The sequence below is a fragment of the Vreelandella zhaodongensis genome, assembly GCF_013415115.1.
Classification (GTDB): domain Bacteria; phylum Pseudomonadota; class Gammaproteobacteria; order Pseudomonadales; family Halomonadaceae; genus Vreelandella; species Vreelandella zhaodongensis.
Genome location: NZ_JACCDD010000002.1, coordinates 546,164 through 559,911, shown reverse-complemented (window position 1 = coordinate 559,911; position 13,748 = coordinate 546,164). Strand labels below are relative to the sequence as shown.

The 13,748-nt window shown below is 56.2% G+C and carries 12 protein-coding genes; 8 read left to right on the top strand and 4 right to left on the bottom strand.

Annotated elements, in window-relative coordinates; translation table 11 throughout:
* Positions 1 to 176: 176 nt before the first annotated feature.
* The 4 genes from gmk to ridA all read left to right on the top strand — a co-directional run bounded on the left by gmk (position 177) and on the right by ridA (position 3,823).
* Positions 177 to 809 (top strand): guanylate kinase, encoded by a 633-nt coding sequence (gene gmk / locus HZS79_RS05905; RefSeq protein ID WP_179927305.1) that lies wholly within the window; start codon positions 177 to 179, stop codon positions 807 to 809.
* An 87-nt stretch (positions 810 to 896) separates the two neighbouring features.
* On the top strand, positions 897 to 1,157 hold the full coding sequence (gene rpoZ, locus HZS79_RS05900; protein WP_009723287.1) for a DNA-directed RNA polymerase subunit omega: 261 nt from the start codon (positions 897 to 899) through the stop codon (positions 1,155 to 1,157).
* A 48-nt stretch (positions 1,158 to 1,205) separates the two neighbouring features.
* Positions 1,206 to 3,338, top strand: a complete 2,133-nt coding sequence (locus tag HZS79_RS05895) for a RelA/SpoT family protein (protein WP_179927304.1) — start codon at positions 1,206 to 1,208, stop codon at positions 3,336 to 3,338.
* A 95-nt stretch (positions 3,339 to 3,433) separates the two neighbouring features.
* Complete coding sequence (ridA, locus tag HZS79_RS05890) at positions 3,434 to 3,823, top strand: deaminase RidA (RefSeq protein ID WP_162218054.1); 390 nt, start codon at positions 3,434 to 3,436, stop codon at positions 3,821 to 3,823.
* A 53-nt stretch (positions 3,824 to 3,876) separates the two neighbouring features.
* Here the strand turns inward: ridA and HZS79_RS05885 are convergent, their stop codons facing one another.
* The gene (locus HZS79_RS05885; protein ID WP_179927303.1) at positions 3,877 to 4,518 is read right to left on the bottom strand and encodes a response regulator; all 642 of its coding nucleotides are present in this window, start codon (positions 4,516 to 4,518) and stop codon (positions 3,877 to 3,879) included.
* A complete protein-coding gene (locus tag HZS79_RS05880) occupies positions 4,515 to 5,828 on the bottom strand; it encodes a sensor histidine kinase (protein ID WP_179927302.1) in 1,314 nt (437 codons plus the stop codon). Before HZS79_RS05880 ends, HZS79_RS05885 begins: the two co-directional genes overlap by 4 nt.
* A gap of 222 nt (positions 5,829 to 6,050) precedes the next feature.
* Here HZS79_RS05880 and HZS79_RS05875 point away from each other — a divergent pair, with 222 nt between their 5' ends.
* Positions 6,051 to 6,734 carry a hypothetical protein gene (locus HZS79_RS05875; protein ID WP_179927301.1) on the top strand — a complete coding sequence of 228 codons (684 nt, stop codon included), beginning with the start codon at positions 6,051 to 6,053 and terminating at the stop codon, positions 6,732 to 6,734.
* Between the two features lie 45 nt (positions 6,735 to 6,779).
* Positions 6,780 to 7,295, top strand: a complete 516-nt coding sequence (locus tag HZS79_RS05870) for an acyloxyacyl hydrolase (protein ID WP_179927300.1) — start codon at positions 6,780 to 6,782, stop codon at positions 7,293 to 7,295.
* 38 nt (positions 7,296 to 7,333) lie between these two features.
* Here HZS79_RS05870 and HZS79_RS05865 read toward each other — a convergent pair whose 3' ends face one another.
* Positions 7,334 to 8,212 carry an NAD-dependent epimerase/dehydratase family protein gene (locus tag HZS79_RS05865; protein ID WP_179927299.1) on the bottom strand — a complete coding sequence of 293 codons (879 nt, stop codon included), beginning with the start codon at positions 8,210 to 8,212 and terminating at the stop codon, positions 7,334 to 7,336.
* Positions 8,213 to 8,359: 147 nt separating this feature from the next.
* Between HZS79_RS05865 and HZS79_RS05860 the strand changes: the two genes are divergently transcribed.
* Positions 8,360 to 9,289, top strand: a complete 930-nt coding sequence (locus tag HZS79_RS05860) for a hydrogen peroxide-inducible genes activator (protein ID WP_162218052.1) — start codon at positions 8,360 to 8,362, stop codon at positions 9,287 to 9,289.
* Positions 9,286 to 11,364 carry an ATP-dependent DNA helicase RecG gene (recG, locus tag HZS79_RS05855; RefSeq protein ID WP_162218117.1) on the top strand — a complete coding sequence of 693 codons (2,079 nt, stop codon included), beginning with the start codon at positions 9,286 to 9,288 and terminating at the stop codon, positions 11,362 to 11,364. The genes HZS79_RS05860 and recG overlap by 4 nt, the downstream gene beginning before the upstream one ends.
* Before the next feature lie 15 nt (positions 11,365 to 11,379).
* Here recG and yccS read toward each other — a convergent pair whose 3' ends face one another.
* Complete coding sequence (yccS, locus tag HZS79_RS05850; RefSeq protein ID WP_179927298.1) at positions 11,380 to 13,626, bottom strand: YccS family putative transporter; 2,247 nt, start codon at positions 13,624 to 13,626, stop codon at positions 11,380 to 11,382.
* Between the last annotated feature and the right edge of the window lie 122 nt (positions 13,627 to 13,748).

Sequence of the window (13,748 nt, the reverse complement as noted above, 5' to 3'; positions counted from 1 at the left end):
CTGGTGACTGCGTCGAAACGCTACAGTCCATGGCATGTGTGTGCGATACTGCGCGCAACGTTTTATATGGCAGTATGTACGCCGGTTGTCTTACTGGCCTTGGCCAACTACTCGTCCACTATTTTTTTCGCCAACTGTTTGTTGCTAACTATTTTTGCTAATTAGGGAAGCGCTTCATGTCCCAGGGTACGCTTTTTATTGTTTCTGCCCCGTCGGGTGCTGGTAAAACCAGTTTGGTCCGCGAGCTGATCGAGAGCCTTGATGGCATACAGGTGTCGGTATCGCATACCACACGCGCTAAACGCGAGGGCGAAGTGGATGGCGTTAACTACCACTTTACTCACGTAGCCGACTTTGAAGCGATGATCGAGCGCGGCGAGTTCTTTGAGTATGCCAAGGTCTTTGATAATTACTACGGTACGTCTCGCCGTGCGGCGCAAACCGTGCTGGATGCGGGGCAGGACGTTATTTTAGAGATCGACTGGCAAGGCGCTCAGCAGGTACGTGAACAAATACCCTCGGCGGTGTCGATTTTTATCCTGCCGCCTTCGCGTAGCGAGCTGGAACGTCGCCTTTCTAACCGGGGTACCGATGAGCACGCTGTCATTGCTCGGCGTATGCGTGATGCGGTGAGCGAAATGTCCCACTTTGATGAATATGACTACTTGGTCATCAACGATGACTTCACTACGGCACTGCAAGCGTTGCAGTCGCTGGTGATCAGTCGCCGCTTAACACGTGAAGCGATGCAGGCACGTCACGCACCACTGCTCGATGCGCTCTTGTCACAGGCGCCTAGCGTCGAGTAATCTAGCAGGTTCCATTACCACTTTTTTGCTGGGTCAGCGGCGTTTCACCACAACGCTGGCCCAGCGTTGTCATTACAGGAAGGCCCCATGGCTCGCGTAACCGTTGAAGATTGTCTGGAAAATGTTGAGAACCGCTTCAAACTGGTGATGATTTCTACCCAGCGCGCGCGCCAGCTTGCCCGTGGCTCCCGTGAAGCGCAACTCCCCTGGGAGAATGACAAACCTACCGTTATGGCACTGCGTGAGATTGCCGCTGGCCTAGTAAATCACACCGTGCTAGATGAGCCGGTTGAAGCTCCAGTTCGTGCGCGTCCAGCGATGGCACCGACCACACATATCGACGACTAAGGTTTGTGAAAGAGAGACTGGGCTTAGAAGCGACTAGGGGCGCGGTAAATGTTCACCATTGATGACCTGGCCGATCGACTCGGCGGCTATTTACCTCCAGACGAAATACAGCAGGTCAAACGCGCTTTCTACTATGCTGAACAAGCCCATGACGGCCAACGCCGTCGCTCCGGTGAGCCTTACGTCACTCACCCATTAGCGGTCGCTAATATCCTGGCCAATATGCACATGGACCATCAAAGTTTGATGGCTGCCATGCTGCATGATGTCATTGAAGATACCGGTGTCTCAAAAAAAGCCCTGTCTGCGCAGTTTGATAAACCTGTCGCCGAATTGGTGGATGGCGTTTCCAAGCTGACCCAGATCACTTTTGAAGACAAAGCCGTCGCCCAGGCGGAAAATTTCCAGAAGATGGTGTTGGCGATGTCGCGGGATATCCGCGTCATTATTGTTAAATTGGCTGACCGCCTGCATAACATGCGTACGTTAGGTGCTCTGCGCCCAGATAAAAAGCGCCGCATTGCCCGTGAAACGCTGGAAATTTATGCCCGTATCGCAGGGCGTCTAGGCATCAATACCATTCGTGTTGAGCTGGAAGACCTCTCTTTCCAGGCGATACACCCTATGCGTGCAGAACGCATTAAGCGCGCGGTGGCTAGCGCGCGGGGTAACCGTCGTAGTGCGATGCGAGAGATTCAATCATCGCTACAGCAGAGTCTGGACGACGAAGGGCTTAAAGGGACCGTGATCGGTCGGCAGAAGCATTTGCTATCGATTTATAAAAAGATGCGCGACCAGCGTAAACCGTTTGCGGAAATTATGGATGTCTTCGGTTTTCGCATCATTACCGAAGATGTCGCTAGCTGTTATCGCATCTTAGGCGTTGTTCATAATCTCTATAAGCCTGTGCCAGGGCGGTTTAAAGACTACATCGCCATTCCGAAAGCCAACGGCTACCAAAGTCTTCACACCACGCTGTTTGGGCAGGGTGGAATGCCAATTGAAGTACAGATCCGCACCCGTGAGATGGAAGCGATGGCGAATAATGGCATCGCTGCCCACTGGCTCTATAAAGCAGGGCAAACCACCCATCCCATTGCTGAAGGCAGCCATGCCCGCGCCCGTGCTTGGGTCAAAGGGTTGCTGGAAATGCAGCGTCATGCGGGTGATTCGCTGGAGTTTATAGAACACGTCAAAAACGACCTGTTTCCAGACGATATTTACGTGTTTACCCCCAAGGGCGACATCATGGAGCTGCCCCAGGGGGCGACGGTGATCGACTTTGCTTACAGCGTGCACACCGACATCGGCAATAATTGCATCGCTTGCCGCATTGATCGTCATTTAGCACCGCTCTCGACTCGCCTTGAAAGTGGTCAAACGCTGGAAATTATTACTGCTCCTGGGGCACGGCCTAACCTGGCATGGCTTAACTTTGTCACCACTGCCAAGGCGCGCTCTGCGATTCGTCATGCTTTGAAGCACCAGCAGCAGGCGGAAGCCATTACATTAGGGCGGCGGCTGTTGAACAAAGCCCTGACACCGTTTGAGACAAGCCTGGAAGAGCTGGACGAAAGTATATTTACGAAGGCGCTGAAGGAGCTGGATGCCGCTTCATTAGATGCGTTATTGGAATCCGTTGGGCTGGGCAACCGTATGGCTCATGTGGTGGCACGGCGCTTGGTTGATGTCGCCCACGGGGGGACTTTCGACTATGTTCTTAGCACCGATAGCGAAAAAGCGGTAGTGATCAACGGCAGCGAAGGCATGGTGATTAACTTTGCTCGCTGCTGCCACCCGTTGCCAGGCGACCCTGTCGTTGGACATCTATCGGTTGGCAAAGGGCTGGTGGTTCATCGTAGCGAATGTAAAAACCTCGCCGAGCGTAAAAATGACCCTGAGAAATTGTTTGCCCTTGAGTGGTCAGATATTGTCGATGAAGACTTCCCAGTCGCGCTGCGTATTGAAATTGAGAGCCGTCGTGGGCTGGTGGCTGAACTGGCCGGTGTGGTAACCGATGCTGATGCGAATATTGAGCGCATTGGTATTGAAGAGCGTGATGCACGGCTTTCCATTGTTAATTTGACCTTATCTGTAAAAGGCCGTGTTCATCTTGCCCGCATTATTAAACGCATTCGTAACCTGCCTAACGTTGGCAAAATAACAAGAATGACCAATTAATCACCCGCTTATCTACCGCTGGCGACAGGCTGGCGGCGAAGGCTATGGCGGGCCACAAGAATTAATGCCTAACCCATACAGGAGCATAAGATCTTATGAGCAACAAAGCGGTTATTAACACCGAAAAAGCCCCCGCGGCGATTGGCCCTTACTCTCAGGCGATCAAGGCAGGCAACACCGTGTATCTGTCGGGTCAGATTCCGCTGAATCCAGCGACGATGGAAATTGTCTCCGACGACTTTGAGGCTCAGGCGCGTCAAGTGTTTACTAACCTGCAGGCGGTTTGCGAAGAAGCAGCCGGCTCGCTTGGCGATATCGTAAAGCTTAACCTGTACCTGGTTGATCTGGATAACTTCGCGATTGTTAACAAGGTGATGGAAGAGTTCTTCTCTACGCCGTTCCCCGCTCGCGCGGCAGTCGGCGTAAAAGCGTTGCCTAAAGGCAGTCAAGTAGAAGCAGAAGCCGTGATGGTCATTGGCGACTAAATATTATTTTTAGGTGCGCTGGTGCGCTCGCCCGTGCTTGGCCCTTGCTCGCGTCAGATCCAGCCCAGCTCGATGCCGCGTAGCACCGCACGCACCCGGTCGCGTACGCCCAGCTTGGAAAGAATGCTCGAAACCTGATTCTTCACCGTTCCCTCGGCAGTACCCAGGGCCAGCGCCACCTCTCGGTTGTTGAGCCCACTGGCCAGCAGGCGCAGGATCTCGGTTTCTCGCACGGTCAGCTGGGAAGGCGGATCGAGGCAGTCGAATTCAGACACCGTCTGGCGGACGCCGGCCAACACCCGTTCGGTAATCGAGGGGCGGATGGCCGTGCCTCCCGCGGCGACATGCCGGATATCATCGGCCAGCTGTTCCAATGAGATATCCTTGAGCAGAAAGCCGCGAGCCCCTGCACGGATGCCAGCAAGCAGCGCCTCATCATCGTCGAAGGTCGTCAAAAGGATGGTCGCTGGCAACCGCTTCTCCGCGCTCAAACGGGTAAGAACCTCAATGCCGCTCATGACGGGCAAGCGTACGTCTAGCAGCATCACATCGGGTTCTCTGGCGGCAACCAGCGCCATGACTTCCTCTCCACTCGCTGCCTCGCCGACAATTTCGATATCATGCGTGAGCCCCAGCAGCCCGGCGATGCCACTTCGCACCAGATGCTGATCGTCGACCAGGAGTACTCGAATCATGCTTTTCCACTCTCCATAGGCAGCCATAGCCGAACCTGACAGCCTGCACCAAGCTGTGCTTCTACCTCCATACTGCCGCCAACCTCCTCGGCCCTTTCACGCATCCCCGTGAGCCCATTGCCGGGCAGGATACTGGCGGCGCCACGACCGTCATCGACGATGCAAACGTGAATGTTGCCGGCTTTGCACCCCACGCTGATCTCGACCTTGTGTGCATTGGCATGGTGCAGGGTATTGGAAAGCGCCTCCTGCACACTGCGGAAGATTACGTGTGCCAGAGCCGGATCGCGCACCTGGCAGCGTGGATCGTAGTGCAACTCGATGTAGGGCTCGGGTATCCCAGAGCAGAGCGTCTGCAGGCTGCGAGAGAGATCGATCGGCACGGCAAGGCGCTCGCGCTCGATCGTTCTCCTCACTTCCTGATAGAGCTCCTTGGCGATGTCTCGCGCGGTGCGCACCGAGGACATCATGCCCTCCGGCTTGCGTATGGCAAGTTCCAGGTGCAGGTTCAACGCCGCCAAGTGATGGCCGAGCCCATCGTGCATGTCGCGGGAGATGCGCAGGCGTTCACTGGCGCGCGTGCTATCCGCCAGCAGCTGACGAGTGGCCGTGAGTTCGGCGTGGGCCTTGGCCAGTCGGTAACGTTGGCGGCGTTCGGACATGGCCATAAACCCCAGACAGAAGGCGAACAGCTGCCAGAAGAAAAACATCAGGAAGGCCATTCCCAGTAGGCTCATCAGGCTGATGACCGGCAACTCGATATCGGCCAGCTCGGCCGCTATGAGGACAGCCTCCATCGGATCTGCCGTCATCAAGATCACACCCCACAACAGTGCCTTGAGCAGGGCTTGGGTCAGTAACCAGGTAAACGCCAGAGGCAAGGGGTAGAGGAAGGGAAGCTGAGCGGCCACGATCAACAGAAGCTCTTCATTGAATATCAGACCGATGCCGATCTGGACGGCCAGCACCCAGGGCGTTCGGCTCTGACGGTAGGCATACGGCGCCATCGCCAGACAGAACGCCGCGACGAAGATGACGAAGCCAGCCAGAACCGACGTTTCGCTGAAAATTAACGTCGCCACCGCGTCACTGAGCCATTGGCGCGCCAAGGTCTCGCCACTTAGCGTGAGGATCAGCTCGTTTTCCGTGGACAGTGCTTCGCGTATACGATGCAAGGCATAGATCGCCACACAGGCGATCAGGCAAATGGCGCGAAATAATCCGGTCGGAGAAGCGAAGAAGCGCACGAAGGCGTGCCATCCCGCGAGGGTTCCATGGCGCCAGTCCGGTATCGATGATCCGGCACTCATCCGACAGTTCTCCTATGTACTGGCTTGCCTGTACCTCCCCGCAAGGCACGGCTGACACCGATTTCCGCAAGTCTATCAGGTTCTGCACAGCCTGGCGTATGCAAGAAGTCACATGAGCGGCACCTGACGGACGGGACATGTGGATGCTTCTATAGCGCTCTATTCTGGCGTCTCGTCGAGGCCGGTTCAGGTGACCGGCCGACTATTAACGAGGAGTTAAGAATGAAGAACATTTTCATCGCGGTGGCATGTCTGACAACCCTATCGTCTGCCGCGGTCCTGGCGGAGGGGGGCACTACTGGCTCAGGCGTCTTCGTCTACAGCAAACTCGGCACTGGCGTAGGCGCTGGCGTCGGCTATGCCATCGACAGCCAATGGGCACTGCGTCTAGGAATAAAGGCCGAGACCAACGAGTTCAAGACGGACCGTACCTTGGAGGAGATTGAGTACGAACTCAAGCGCAAGCAGGGTACTGCCATCGAGGCGCTGGTCGACTGGTATCCCATTATGGGTAGCGGTTTTCGTGTGAGCGGTGGCTTGCTGTTCGCCAACCCCGAGACACGTCTAAAGGGTAACCGCGACAGCCAAGGTGGCTATACCATCAATGGCACGCGCTACTCCTCGGCGGAAGTGGGCGACCTGCGAGGCAAGGTGGAACACAATCGGGTCGCGCCCTACTTGGGGCTGGGCTGGGAGTCGTCCCCACCCTCGCAGCCGGGCTTGCGCTTCACCAGCGACGTGGGCGTAGCCTACCACGGCAGCGGCAGCGCTATCCTGGAGGCCTCGCGGAGTGGCAGCAATAGCAACTTACGCGCAGACCTGCGCGCCGAGAGCGATCGGCTCTCGCTGGAGAAGCAGGACGAGTTCGGCCTGAGCATGTCGATTGGCGCCGCTTATACCTTCTGACGCAGGCAACATGTCGCGGCTGTCACCTTGGTAGGGAATAACCATATGCAACGAATTTTGCTTCGCCGCCTTGTCGCAGCGCTGCTGCCGGGTATTATTCTGCTGGGCGCCCCAGAGATGAGCCAGGCCGACGGCTACATCACGCTGGGCACCACTAGCGAGGGCACTCCGGCCGTCAGCCTGGGGCTGGATCGCACCTTCGACCTTGCTCGCTGGCATCCGCAACTGACTCTAAGGCTCGGCAGCGGGGTATTGCTGCTGCCGGGGGATGATGGCGAAGATAACGTCGCCTGGACGCTGACTCCAGCCCTGCGCTGGAGTTTTGCCGGTGAGCGCGGGGTGTTCGTCGAAGCTGGCATCGGTGCGGCGCTGTTCCTCAACACCCATCATGAGAAGCGCCGCCTCTCCACCGCCTTCCAGTTCGAAGACCGCCTCGCCATCGGTATGGCACTGGGCAGCGGTGAACTTTTGGCCAGTCTGATCCACTACTCTAACGCGGGGATTAAACGACCGAACAACGGCTTCGAGACCCTATCACTCGGCTACCGCCACCCTTTCTAACGGCGCAGCGCTGGGCGCGTAACGCCTGGCGCCATCGCCTACGCCTGGGTGGGCAGAAAGCCGCCCTCCTTGAGCACCTGGGCATAGCCCTCTTTATAGCTTGGATAGCGAAACTCATAGCCCGTTTCACGGATACGGCTATTATCGCAGCGTTTGCTGGTTCGGCGGCGCAGTGGCGACTGCATGGTCTCGGTAGATTCAACCTTGAGCTGTTTGGCTAACCACGCCATAACATTATGTAGGGTGACCGGCTCGCAGTCGCAGCCTAGGTATAAGTCTGCCAGCGGAGATCCGCTTTCCTGACAGCGAATTAAGTGCGCCAAGATACCGGTACAGTCATCACGGTGAATGCGGTTGGAGTAAATAACCGGCGTTACGGCAGCAATGCGGCCTTCTATCACTTGGTGAATTAAACGGTCACGACCAGGGCCATAAATGCCAGCAAAACGCACCACCGTGCCGGGAAGCGGGTGATTAAGCAGCGCCTGCTCAGCGTCGCACATCAGTTTACCTGAGAAGCTAGTTGATTCCGTCGGGCTTTCCTCGCTAACGACTTCGCCTTCTTGCTGACCATAAACACTGGTCGATGAGACAAAGAAGACGCGCCGTGGCGGTGTTTTGTGCTGCTCTAATACGCTAAGTACACGCTTTAGACCGTCAGGATAGGCGCTTTGGTAAGCGCTTTTCTCAAAGTGGTCTGCGCTGACGGTGTAAACAACATAGTCAGCTTGAGGCAGCGCGCTAGCGTCAGCCCCTTCAAGATCGTTGAGATCAAGTGCTAACGGCTCGATGCCCGTATCTTTTAATGCGTCGACCTGGCGGCGTACGCCAATGACGCGATGTCCTTCACTGAGTAGCTCACGCCCGAGTGTTACGCCGAGATCTCCACAGCCAATAATCAGTACCGTTAGCTTCACCTTGCTCTCTCCTGTTGATAAATATTCCCTATCAGATACAAAGTCCCTATGAGATGTGCCATCTTCATAGGAGAATTTGTTCTTTTCCATACCGTAACCACGAATACGTGTAACGAGCTGCAACGAGAGGATGCCACTGGCACCGCTATGACTTTAACAGAACTACGCTACATCGTAACCCTTGCCCAAGAGCGACACTTTGGCCGCGCCGCAGAACGTTGCCATGTTTCACAGCCAACACTCTCGGTAGCGGTGAAAAAGCTTGAGGATGAGCTTGATATTCCATTGTTTGAACGCTCCAAGTCGACCGTTCAGGTTACCCCGCTGGGTGAAAAAATAGTGGCTCAGGCGCAGCGCGTATTGGAGCAGAGCCGCCTGATTTACGAAATGGCCAATTCGGGTAAAGACCAATTAGCCAACCCGCTGCGTATCGGCGCTATTTATACGATAGGGCCCTATTTATTTCCCCACTTGGTGCCAGCCCTGGCGAACGCCGCGCCACAAATGCCGCTGTATATTGAAGAAGGGATGACCGGCTCGCTGAGGGCGAAGCTGCGCAGTGGCGAGCTGGACGTGATTATCGTGGCGCTTCCTTTTACGGAGACCGATGTGGTGACCAAGCCGATTTACGACGAGCATTTCGAAGTCTTGATGCCCGCCAGCCATCGTTGGGTAACCCGTGACGCGATCCACAAAGAAGATTTGCTCGAAGAGCGGCTGCTGCTACTGGGAGAAGGGCACTGCTTCCGCGATCAGATTTTAGAAGCGTGCCCGGCGATTACGCAAAAGCTCAACAGCCCGAATAATACGCTGATTGCTGAGGGCGGCTCGTTGGAAACCATTCGCCACATGGTTGCCTCGAAACTGGGGATTACAGTATTACCCCAGTCGGCGTTGGGAACCGACCAGTATGAAAACGCCATGCTGGTCAGTCGTCCCTTTGCTGACCCTGCGCCCTCGCGCACGGTCGCCATCGCCTGGCGGGCAAGCTTTCCCCGCCCGAAAGCGATTGATGCGCTGGCCAAGGCAATTAGCCAATGCCAACAACCCGTCCACAAGACCCGCGTATCCTCATGAGTGACCTTTCTGCACCAGTTTCGTCGTTGAAAGGGGTTGGCGAGGCGCTTGCGCTAAAGTTGGCGCGGTTGGGCGTAGAGTGCGTCAGCGATTTGCTGTTTCACCTGCCACTGCGCTATCAAGATCGTACACGGCTAACGCCTATTGGCCTTTTGCGGGCCGGTAGCGAGGCCGTCGTGGAAGGAGAGGTCACTGCCTGCGACGTGGTGAAAGGGCGTCGGCGTAGTTTGTTAATCCGATTGCGTGATGGTAGCGGTATTTTAAGCCTGCGTTTTTTTCATTTTTCCCCTGCCCAGCAGCAACAGATGCGCCCTGGCGTGACAGTGCGCGCATTTGGCGAGGCGCGCGCGGGGGCAACCGGCCTGGAAATTTATCATCCGGAGTATCGGCTAAGCGGCGGCAGCGAAACGCCGGTAGAGGAGTATTACACGCCGATTTACCCCACTACGGAAGGCCTGCACCAAACACGCCTGCGCGCACTTACCCAGCAAGCGCTAGCGCTATTGCAGCGCTCCCCTGAGTCGCTGCCGGAGGTGATTCCCGAGACTCTACGCCAGCGCTTCAATCTACCTGAGCTACACGCTAGCCTACAATTGCTGCATCAGCCGCCGCCGGATGTGGATATAGAGCAGCTTGCCCATGGCCACCATCCCGCCACGCGCCGGCTGGCGCTGGAAGAGCTGCTGGCGCACCAACTCAGCCTGCGTGAAGTGCGTCTGCGTATTCAAGCAGATGGCGCGCCGACGCTTCCTTCTGGGCGCAGTCTGCAAACCCGCTTTTTAGCCCAACTACCGTTTGCCCTTACTGGGGCACAGCGGCGCGTGCTGGAAGAGATAGCCCTGGACCTTGCGCGGCCTGCCCCGATGCTGCGGCTCGTGCAGGGCGATGTCGGCTCAGGGAAAACCGTTGTCGCCGCGATGGCGGCACTCTCTGCGCTGGCGGGCAACTGCCAGGCGGCCATGATGGCCCCAACGGAAATCCTCGCTGAGCAGCACTATCGGGCGTTTAAAGCCTGGTTTGAGCCGCTGGGTATTGAAGTGGCCTGGTTGGCAGGCAAGCTAAAAGGTAAAGCGCGATTAGATGCTAAAGCCGCTATTGCCGATGGCCGTGCGCGCATGGTGGTGGGTACTCACGCGCTGTTTCAAAGCGATGTGCATTTTCAGTGTTTGGGGTTAGCAATTATTGATGAGCAGCACCGCTTTGGCGTTCATCAGCGCTTGGCGCTGCGCGAGAAAGGCGAAGCCGGTGGGCTAACGCCGCACCAATTGATCATGACCGCGACGCCGATTCCCCGCACGCTGGCCATGAGCGCTTACGCTGACCTGGATGTATCGGTGATTGATGAGTTGCCGCCAGGGCGTACGCCGGTCAAAACCGTGGTGGTGTCTGATGAGCGACGACCTGAAGTGGTCGAACGCATCCGCAACGCCTGCAGTGATGGTCGCCAGGCCTACTGGGTGTGTACGCTGATTGAAGAGTCAGAAGCGCTGCAGTGCCAGGCTGCCGAAGTCACCCGCGATGAGCTGACCCAAGCACTGCCTGAGCTCGCCATTGGCCTGATTCATGGGCGTATGAAGGCCAGCGAAAAAGCCGAGGTCATGGAGGCCTTCAAGACCGGCGAACTCGACCTTCTCGTGGCCACCACGGTGATTGAAGTGGGCGTGGACGTGCCCAATGCCAGCCTGATGATTATCGAGAACCCTGAACGTCTGGGGCTTTCCCAACTGCATCAATTGCGCGGCCGGGTAGGGCGCGGCAGCACCGAAAGCTTCTGTGTGTTGCTTTACCATCCGCCGCTATCGAAAAGCTCTCGTGAACGCCTGGGGGTAATGCGCGAAACCACGGACGGCTTCCGCATTGCCGAAAAAGATTTGGAAATTCGTGGTCCAGGCGAAGTCCTCGGCACCCGCCAAACTGGGCTTGCTCAGATGAAAATTGCCGACCTTGAGCGCGACGCCGACCAGCTAGAGCGTGTTACCGCCCTTGCCCAGGCGCTTCAGGGTAATGCAGAAGTCACCGCGGTATTAGTGCGGCGCTGGCTAGGCGAAGCTGCCGGACGTTATGGGCAGGTCTAGGAAGAGACACAATGCTTAAGCGGCGGGGCTTGCTTCATGGTGGTTTTCTGCTGGAACGTCAGTTAACCGGTTGGCAGCGTCACCAAGGGGGCCTAGCTGCGCGGCGATCAGGCGTAGTTGGCTTTGAATGGGGCGATAAAGAGTAACGGCTTTTTCATTTTCCTCTTGGGCCTTTTCATCCACAGCCTTCTTCTCTGAAGAATCTGAGGCATTCTGCTCAAGCTGCGCTAGTAGATTGTTGACTTGATCAGCTAAGGGCGTGACGGGCTGGCGCTTGTTGAGTTGTTCTGCCAATTGCTCAAGCAGCTCGCTAATGCGCTTGGCAAGCGGCACTAAGGCAGCGTCGTCTTCATCGTCTGCCAGCTGATGGCGGTGAGCGCCAAGGGCGGATAAATGGCTTAGTAGCGTGTTAGAAAGCACTAGAAAGCGCAGGCCGTTATCAGCGTCTTGTTTGCGGTAGTGACCTGGCTCGTGGAGCATATTGGTGAGCAGCGTTGACAGCGCCGCATCGGCATTGTGGGCATTGCGGCGGGCTAAACGGTAAGCCAGATCGTCCTGCTTGCCCTCTTCGTACTGGTGAACAATTTCATCTAAATAACGGCGGTGATTGTTGAGCACGTTGGCCGCTTCCCGATACAGTTTGCGGCCCTGCCAGTCGGGTAGAATAAAAAATACCGCGAGTCCTGCAATTAACGAGCCGATCAATGTATCAAATAGGCGTGGCCAAATCAGATTAAAGCCGTCACCTACTTGGTTAAAGCTGCACAGTACCAGCAGCGTGATAGAGGCAGTGGCAATAACGTAGTGACGTTCGCGGTTAGCAAAAAAGCAAACCCCCGCGGCCACCGCAATCATGCTTTGAATGCTGGCCTGGGGAAACAAGCTAATCGATGCCCAACCCGCAATGAGGCCCAGCACAGTGCCTAAAATGCGCTGTGAGAGAAAACGGCGCGTGGTGGCAAAATTGGGGCGGCAGACAAACAGGGTGGTCAGCAAAATCCAAAAGCCCTGTTCAGGGTCGAGCCACTGGAGCAGCCCATAGCCCACCAACAGCGCGGTAGATAAGCGCACCGCATGGCGAAACGTAGGTGAACCCAGCGTCAAATTTAGCTGAACGCGTTTCCACGCTTCTAGCGCGCTAGAGGGCGAGCGATCATAAAGTGAGCTATCGAGGCGGTTGTCAGCGGTATCGGGATTATGGGCGCTGGCAATTTGCGCTTCTAAGATGGTGAGGTTGTCGGCAAGCGCGTTAAGCGGATGCATGAGCGGACGCCACTCTGGCTTGCCCTGCTCGCTTAGGTTGTGGATTGAGGCGCGCAAGTCGGCCAGCGCTTGCTCGCTTTGTTCATGGCCAAAGGGGCGGTTAAGCAGTAGCGATTTGGCTAACTGGCGACAGGCGCGGCCTTGCTGGTCTAAGAGTCGCTGGCAACGAAACAGAACGTCATGGTGAAAAAACGCTTCGGTGAGCGCGCTATAGGGGTAGTGGGTAGAGCTTGCCCGCTCGTGGATATCCTGGGCAATAAAGTAAATCTGCAGGTAGCGGTTTAGCTTGCGGCTGCCGCGCTGCCCTTCTAAACGGCGAAAAATCATCTCTTTCGCTTGGTTGAGGGCATCGACCACCTTGCCGTTTTGCCTGGCTAGCGCCACACGACGCGCCTCCAGATCTACCCCACGGACAGGCTCAAACAGCGCAGACTTCAAGATTAAAAACTCACCTAGCGCTTTATATACCCGCGCCATACTTTGTTTAACTGGCTGGCGCGAAAAGAGGGCGCACCATAGGATTGAGATAACCCCATACCACGCGGCTCCCGCAAGCAGCAGCAACTGCCGGGAAGCCACATCTTCATCCACGCCACCATGCTGTTCAATATTGATCATGGAGTAGATCGAGAGAATTAACGTGCCTGAGGCAATCGTTGCGTAACGCTGGCCGATGGCTCCCAGCATAATCAAGATAAATGTAGAGATTGCCAAGCCCACCGCAAATAGCCACGGCCAGGGGAACAGCCACTGCACCACAAACGAGGCCGACGCAAAGCATATAAGCGTTACCAGCAGCGCTTGTAAGCGCCCCTGCCAGCTGTCATCGGTTTCTGACAGGGCGCAGGCGATAATACCAAGAAACAGGGGGATCACTAGCCCGACATCACCCATAAGGCCGCTAAACAGTAGCGCCCCGCTGAACGCAATAAACACGCGCAGGCTGTAGGCGAACTTGTCTAGGGTCCAAAGACGCCTCAGGGGCAGTGAAATAGGCATAGAGTTTCTAATGGATCCCTTTATTAGACTTTAGTTTAATCTCCAGTATGCGGGTTACGCCGTGCACTTGTCTTCAACGATAGTCTAACAATGAGAGGTTTGTGATTACTCAACCAACGGCT

Excerpts from the sequence above, each read along its gene's own strand:
- HZS79_RS05880 (WP_179927302.1), bottom strand. The coding sequence starts at position 5,828 with ATGAGTGCCGGATCATCGATACCGGACTGGCGCCATGGAACCCTCGCG.
- HZS79_RS05895 (WP_179927304.1), top strand. The coding sequence starts at position 1,206 with ATGTTCACCATTGATGACCTGGCCGATCGACTCGGCGGCTATTTACCT.
- HZS79_RS05870 (WP_179927300.1), top strand. The coding sequence starts at position 6,780 with ATGCAACGAATTTTGCTTCGCCGCCTTGTCGCAGCGCTGCTGCCGGGT.
- gmk (WP_179927305.1), top strand. The coding sequence starts at position 177 with ATGTCCCAGGGTACGCTTTTTATTGTTTCTGCCCCGTCGGGTGCTGGT.
- HZS79_RS05860 (WP_162218052.1), top strand. The coding sequence starts at position 8,360 with ATGACTTTAACAGAACTACGCTACATCGTAACCCTTGCCCAAGAGCGA.
- rpoZ (WP_009723287.1), top strand. The coding sequence starts at position 897 with ATGGCTCGCGTAACCGTTGAAGATTGTCTGGAAAATGTTGAGAACCGC.
- ridA (WP_162218054.1), top strand. The coding sequence starts at position 3,434 with ATGAGCAACAAAGCGGTTATTAACACCGAAAAAGCCCCCGCGGCGATT.
- yccS (WP_179927298.1), bottom strand. The coding sequence starts at position 13,626 with ATGCCTATTTCACTGCCCCTGAGGCGTCTTTGGACCCTAGACAAGTTC.
- recG (WP_162218117.1), top strand. The coding sequence starts at position 9,286 with ATGAGTGACCTTTCTGCACCAGTTTCGTCGTTGAAAGGGGTTGGCGAG.
- HZS79_RS05885 (WP_179927303.1), bottom strand. The coding sequence starts at position 4,518 with ATGATTCGAGTACTCCTGGTCGACGATCAGCATCTGGTGCGAAGTGGC.
- HZS79_RS05875 (WP_179927301.1), top strand. The coding sequence starts at position 6,051 with ATGAAGAACATTTTCATCGCGGTGGCATGTCTGACAACCCTATCGTCT.